Origin of the sequence: Streptomyces sp. NPDC059874 (assembly GCF_042731135.1) — a bacterium.
GTDB lineage: Bacteria > Actinomycetota > Actinomycetes > Streptomycetales > Streptomycetaceae > Streptomyces.
Map to the genome: position 1 here is coordinate 1 of NZ_JBHWJY010000159.1, position 5,800 is coordinate 5,800.

General features: G+C 72.6%; 5 protein-coding genes. 1 reads left to right on the forward strand and 4 read right to left on the reverse strand.

Annotated features, from left to right (window positions below; translation table 11 throughout):
- The first annotated feature begins 138 nt into the window (after positions 1-138).
- Positions 139-1,737: an alpha/beta hydrolase gene (locus ACFV9H_RS40905; RefSeq protein WP_385409004.1), complete on the forward strand. Its 1,599-nt coding sequence runs from the start codon at positions 139-141 to the stop codon at positions 1,735-1,737.
- Between the two features lie 60 nt (positions 1,738-1,797).
- On the opposite strand, the gene moeZ is transcribed toward ACFV9H_RS40905, so the two are convergent.
- The 4 genes from moeZ to ACFV9H_RS40925 form a co-directional block, all read right to left on the reverse strand.
- Positions 1,798-2,976: an adenylyltransferase/sulfurtransferase MoeZ gene (moeZ, locus tag ACFV9H_RS40910; protein ID WP_385409006.1), complete on the reverse strand. Its 1,179-nt coding sequence runs from the start codon at positions 2,974-2,976 to the stop codon at positions 1,798-1,800.
- 78 nt (positions 2,977-3,054) lie between these two features.
- Positions 3,055-3,810: a spherulation-specific family 4 protein gene (locus ACFV9H_RS40915; protein WP_385409008.1), complete on the reverse strand. Its 756-nt coding sequence runs from the start codon at positions 3,808-3,810 to the stop codon at positions 3,055-3,057.
- Positions 3,798-4,799, reverse strand: a complete 1,002-nt coding sequence (locus tag ACFV9H_RS40920; RefSeq protein WP_385409010.1) for an NAD-dependent epimerase/dehydratase — start codon at positions 4,797-4,799, stop codon at positions 3,798-3,800. Before ACFV9H_RS40920 ends, ACFV9H_RS40915 begins: the two co-directional genes overlap by 13 nt.
- Positions 4,800-4,879: 80 nt before the next feature.
- The coding region (locus tag ACFV9H_RS40925; RefSeq protein WP_385409012.1) for a hypothetical protein at positions 4,880-5,800 on the reverse strand (921 nt) is incomplete at its 5' end.

Consider the following 5,800-nt stretch of genomic DNA (forward strand, 5'->3'; position numbering starts at 1 on the left):
ACGCCGGCGAGGCTGGATCTTGCCCCGGCCAAGCTGAAGATGTCCGGGGCTGAGCCCGAGGGGGTCCGGGCGGAGCCCGGGGGACACGGATGGGTCAGCGCGGGGGCGGGGGGGAACGGGGGCGCGGAGGATGGGGGTATGCCGAGAAACGCCTGGCGGGTTGCCGCTGCCTCCGCCCTCACCGCCGCACTGTTCGCCACCAGCAGCTGCTCCGACGACGGCGGAAACGAGAAGAAGGCGAACGGAGACGGCACCAAGGCCGCCAAGCCGCTCAAGTGGGCCGGCTGCCCCGCCCCCACCCCCCTGGAGGGCGGCGGCCAGGCCCCGCCCAAGGGCTGGGAGTGCGCCACCCTCGATGTCCCCCTCGACTACGCGAAGCCCGAGGGGGAGACCATCCCGATCGCGCTCATCCGGGCCAAGGCGCGGGACAAGGACAAGCGGCTCGGCTCCCTCGTCTTCAACTTCGGCGGCCCCGGCGGCTCCGGCATCTCCACCCTCCCCGGCGCGGCCAAGGAGTACGAGGCCCTGCGCTCCCGGTACGACCTGGTCAGCTTCGACCCCCGCGGGGTCGGCCGCAGCGCCCCCGTCCGCTGCGAGGACGACAAGCAGCTCGACGCGTACTACTCCCAGGACGCCTCCCCCACCACCCCCCAGCAGGAGAAGGAGTTCGTCGACAACATCCGGCAGTTCCAGGAGGCCTGCGAGCGCAATTCCGCCAAGGTGCTCCCCCACGTCGGCACTTCCAACGCCGCCCGCGACATGGACCGCATCCGTCAGGCCCTCGGCGACGAGAAGCTGCACTACTTCGGCATCTCCTACGGCACCGAGCTCGGCGGGGTCTACGCCCACCTGTTCCCGAAGAACGTCGGCCGGGCCGTCTTCGACGCCGTCGTCGACCCGACCAAGACCTCCGAGGAAGGGGCACTCGGCCAGGCCAAGGGCTTCCAGCTCGCCCTCGGCAACTTCGCCCAGGACTGCGTCGACCGCGGCGACGAGTGCAAGCTCCAGGGCAGCACCGCCAAGGAGATCGAGGCGAACGTCATCAAGCTCCAGAAGGAGCTGTCCGCGAAGCCGATCGCCGGCATCGGCGACCGCCGGCTCACCGAGACCTCCGCGACCAACGGCATCGCCCAGGCCCTGTACTCCAAGGAGTTGTGGCCGCTGCTGGAGCAGGGCCTCGACGAGGCCGAAGGCGGTCAGGGGCAGCTGCTGCTGGCGCTCTCCGACGCTCTCAACGGGAGGAACGAGCAGGGCCAGTACAGCAACATCGGCGCCGCGAACGCCGCGATCAACTGCGCGGACTCCAAGGACCGTTACACGCTGGAGCAGACCAAGGCCAAGCTGCCGGCCTTCCGTTCGGCCTCGCCCGTCTTCGGGGACTTCCTCGGCTGGGCCATGATGGGCTGCACCGACTGGCCGGTCGCGGGCGCCTGGGAAACCCCGGACGTCTCCGCCCCCGGTTCCGCCCCGATCCTGGTGATCGGCAACACCGGCGACCCGGCCACCCCGTACGAGGGCGCCCGCAAGATGGCGGAACGGCTCGGCAAGGGTGTCGGGGTGGAGCTCACGTACAAGGGCGAGGGCCACGGCGCGTACAACAGCGGCGACACCTGCGTGCAGAACGCGGTGAACTCGTACCTCCTGGACGGGAAGACCCCGAGCGCCGGCACCGTGTGCACCGCGACGAAGGAGGCCACCGGGACGCCGGTGGCGCCCGAGCCGCCCGCGGGTGCCTGACGGCGAACGCGAAGAGGGGCCGGTCCGCAATGAAGCGGGCCGGCCCCTCCGGGGTCTGGCTTAGTAGACCGGCTTCTCGGGCTCGATCTGGTGGACCCAGCCGATGACGCCGCCACCGACGTGGACCGCGTCCGCGAAGCCCGCGGACTTCAGCACCGCGAGGACTTCCGCACTGCGGACACCCGTCTTGCAGTGCAAGACGATGCGCTTGTCCTGCGGCAGGTCCTGGAGGGCGGTGCCCATCAGGAACTCGCCCTTGGGGATCAGCTTCGCGCCGGGGATCGAGACGATCTCGTACTCGTTCTTCTCACGGACGTCGATGATCTCGATCTTCTCGTCCGCGTCGATCCACTCCTTGAGCTGCTTGGGAGTGATCGTCGAACCGGCGGCCGCCTCCTGGGCCTCCTCCGACACGACGCCGCAGAAGGCCTCGTAGTCGATGAGCTCGGTGACGGTCGCGTTCGGACCGCAGACCGCGCAGTCGGGGTCCTTGCGGACCTTGACCTGGCGGTACTGCATCTCCAGGGCGTCGTAGATCATCAGACGGCCGACCAGCGGCTCGCCGACGCCCGTGAGGACCTTGATGGCCTCGGTTACCTGGATGGACCCGATGGACGCGCAGAGCACGCCCAGCACGCCGCCCTCGGCGCAGCTCGGGACCATGCCCGGCGGCGGGGGCTCCGGGTACAGGCAGCGGTAGCACGGGCCGTGCTCGGACCAGAAGACCGAGGCCTGGCCGTCGAAGCGGTAGATCGAACCCCACACGTACGGCTTGTTCAGCAGCACGCAGGCGTCGTTCACCAGGTAGCGCGTGGCGAAGTTGTCCGTGCCGTCGACGATGAGGTCGTACTGGCTGAAGATGTCCATCACGTTCTCGGCTTCGAGCCGCTCTTCGTGCAGGACCACGTTCACGTAAGGGTTGATGCCCAGCACGCTGTCGCGGGCGGACTCGGCCTTGGAACGACCGATGTCGGCCTGGCTGTGGATGATCTGGCGCTGCAGGTTCGACTCGTCGACCTCGTCGAACTCGACGATGCCCAGCGTGCCGACACCGGCCGCGGCCAGGTACATGAGGGCGGGCGAGCCGAGGCCGCCGGCGCCCACGGCGAGCACCTTGGCGTTCTTCAGGCGCTTCTGGCCGTCCATCCCGACATCGGGGATGATCAGGTGACGCGAGTACCGGCGGACCTCGTCAACGGTGAGCTCAGCAGCTGGCTCGACCAGGGGTGGCAGCGACACGGGGACTCCAAGGTCATCCCCGCGGACGCGGGGAGTATTTGTAGGTTGTTCTATCCCGTAACAGTGCCACGGCCACTTTCATTCCGAGACACCCGTCCCGATCCGCGAGACGATTTCGTCCCAGTACGCGGGCATCGAGGTCCACGGGTCCCGGTCGGGGGTGCCCCGCCGGTCCGTGAACCAGATCGTGCCGGCGCCCTGCCAGCGGGCGATCCGGACCGCTTCTTCCAGGTGCGTGCGCGGCACCCCGTGGACGAGGTGGCAGAAGCGCTCCGCCGGATGCTCGGCGGTCCACTCGGCCACCTGTGACCAACGGTAGTCGGCCCAGGCTCCGGAGAAGGTGACCAGCTGGTCGGCGGCCTCCACGTAGCCCTCGTAGGGGTGGGTGCCGTGCCCGAGCACGATCGTCACGTCCTCGCCCAGCCCGCGCAGGGCTTCCGAGACCCGGTGCACCGAGGCCAGGTCCGCCTTGTCGGCGGGGGCGTCGGCCAGGTAGAAGCCGCCGACCCCGTACCAGTCGCGGAAGCGGTGGGCGTCGGAGATCAGCTCGCCGAAGGACCGCGCGCCGTCCCGCATGGCGAGATGACCGAGCACCGTGCCGCCCGCCCCGCGGAGCTTCGCGGCCGCCTCCGTGCAGTGCGGGTCGGGCCGCCCGCCCGGGCCGTCCGTGACATTGAGCACGGCCCAGTGCAGCGGGGTGCCGGGGCGGGTCAGTTCGGCCCACTCGACGGGGGCGAGCAGCGGGTGCGCGTAGCCCGGGATGCCGAGACCGAGGCGGCCGGCCTCGGTCGCGGCCGCCGTCGCGGCCCCGGGCGGGGTGGTCAGATACGGCACGCCGCCTCCATCCAGATGTCCGCGAGGGACTCCTCCAGGTTGATCCGGGGCCGCCAGCCGAGCCGGTCGCGGGCGGTCCGGACGTCGGCCTGCTGCCAGGCACCGCAGCCGTCGGGGTACGGGTACGGCTGGGGGGCCGCGGCGAGCTGCTCGGCGGTGGCCTCGGAGCGGGGGGACCCGATGGCGGAGAGCCCGCCGGGGCGGCCGGGGTGCCCCTGCTGGGCTCCGCCGTGCGGGACGTCCAACTCGTGCAGGGCGCCCCCGTATCCGGCGACCCGCGCCAGCACGGCGGCCGCGTCGCGCAGCCGGACCGCGCGGCCGGTGCCGATGTTCACCACGCCCTGGGCCGCCGACAGGGAAGCGGCGTGCACGGCCCGCGCCACGTCCCGTACGTCCACGAAGTCGCGCTGCACGCCGAGCCCGCTGAGCTTGAGCTCCCCGTCCCCGGACTGCATGGCGCGGCGCATGGCCTCCGCGAGCCGGCCGAGCGGGGATCCGGCGGGGGTGCCGGGGCCGACGGGCGAGAAGACCCGCAGCACGACGGCGTCCAGTCCGGAGCCCAGCACCAGTTCGGTGGCGGCCAGCTTGCTGACCCCGTACGGCCCGCCCGGTCTCGGCACGGCGTCCTCGGCCGTCGACGACCCGGGCTGGCTGGGTCCGTACTCGGCGGCACAGCCGAGCTGGACGAGGCGGGCCCCGCAGCCGCTGCGGCGCAGCGACTCGCAGATCGTCGCGACGGCGACGGTGTTGTGCCGGGTGAGTTCCCGGGCCCCGCCGCGGGTGGCGCCGGCGCAGTTGATGACGACGCCCGGGTGGACGGCGTCGAGGAAGCGGGTGAGCGCTCCGGGGCTGCCGGTGGCGAGGTCGAAGCGGACGTCGGCGTCGTCGCCGCGGCCGAGCGCGGTGAGCTGCACGGCGGGGTCGGCGAGCAGCCGGTCGGCGACGTAGCGGCCGAGGTATCCGTTGGCTCCGATCAGCAGCACCCTCATCGCGTGGCCCCTTGGTTGGTTGGCTGGCCGGTCATGTCCTTCTCCTTGTGGATCGATGTGGATCGATGGGTGGGGCGACGTCAGGGACGTGCGTGCGCGGAAGCCCGGGACAGCACGAGAACGGCCTGTACGAGGAGTCCCGCGGCGGAGGCGAGGACCGCCGCCGGGAACGGGACCAGGGCGAGTGCCAGCGCCACGGCGATCGGACCCCCGCGGGCGCCGTGCCGGAGCAGGAGGCGGGTCAGGAACAGCAGCAGGGCGAGCGGCACCACCCGGCCCGTCGGAGCCCCGGCGAGGGCGGCCGCCCCGGCGGCGGCCGCGGTGAAGAGCGCGGCCGCCACGAGGACCAGGGGCCGTGCCCGGTCCGCGAACTCCTCCAGGGCGCGGCTCCCGGCGAGCCGGGCCCGGGCCTTGGCGGCGAAGGCCTCGGCGACCAGGTGGGCGGGGGCGACGGCCAGCGCGAGTCCGACACCGAGGGCGGTGCCGTGCCGGTACACGGCCAAGCCGACGACGGCCGCGCCGAGCAGGTACGGGGCCCACGGCAGCCGCCCCGCGGCGGACCGTCCGGGCCACACCAGGGCGGCCACGACCACCACCACGGCAACGGCCCCGGCCCACGCCGCCCCGGTGGCGGCCACCCCGAGCCCGACGGCCCCGGGCAGCAGGGCGTACCCGAACCCCCGGAACGCGGAGGCCCCTGCGGGGACCCGAGCGGGCTGGGCGCCGGTGTGCTCCCCGCGCGACGTCCGGGCGTACAGCTCCTCGGCGAGCGAGAAGACGTCCCGGTGCCGGAACCGCGCGGCGGTCCGATCGGTGATCCCGTGCGCCTCCAGCCCGGCGGCGATCTCCAACGGATCGACGGCCCGCTCGCACAACTCCCGATGCCGATGCAGCAACGCCTTGACGGGATCCCCCTTCGCCCGCCGGCGGGCATTTCCGGCCTCGCCGGCGTTTGAGGCGCGGGGGTCCGGGGGCAGCGCCCCCGGCAACGGCGCCGCGCC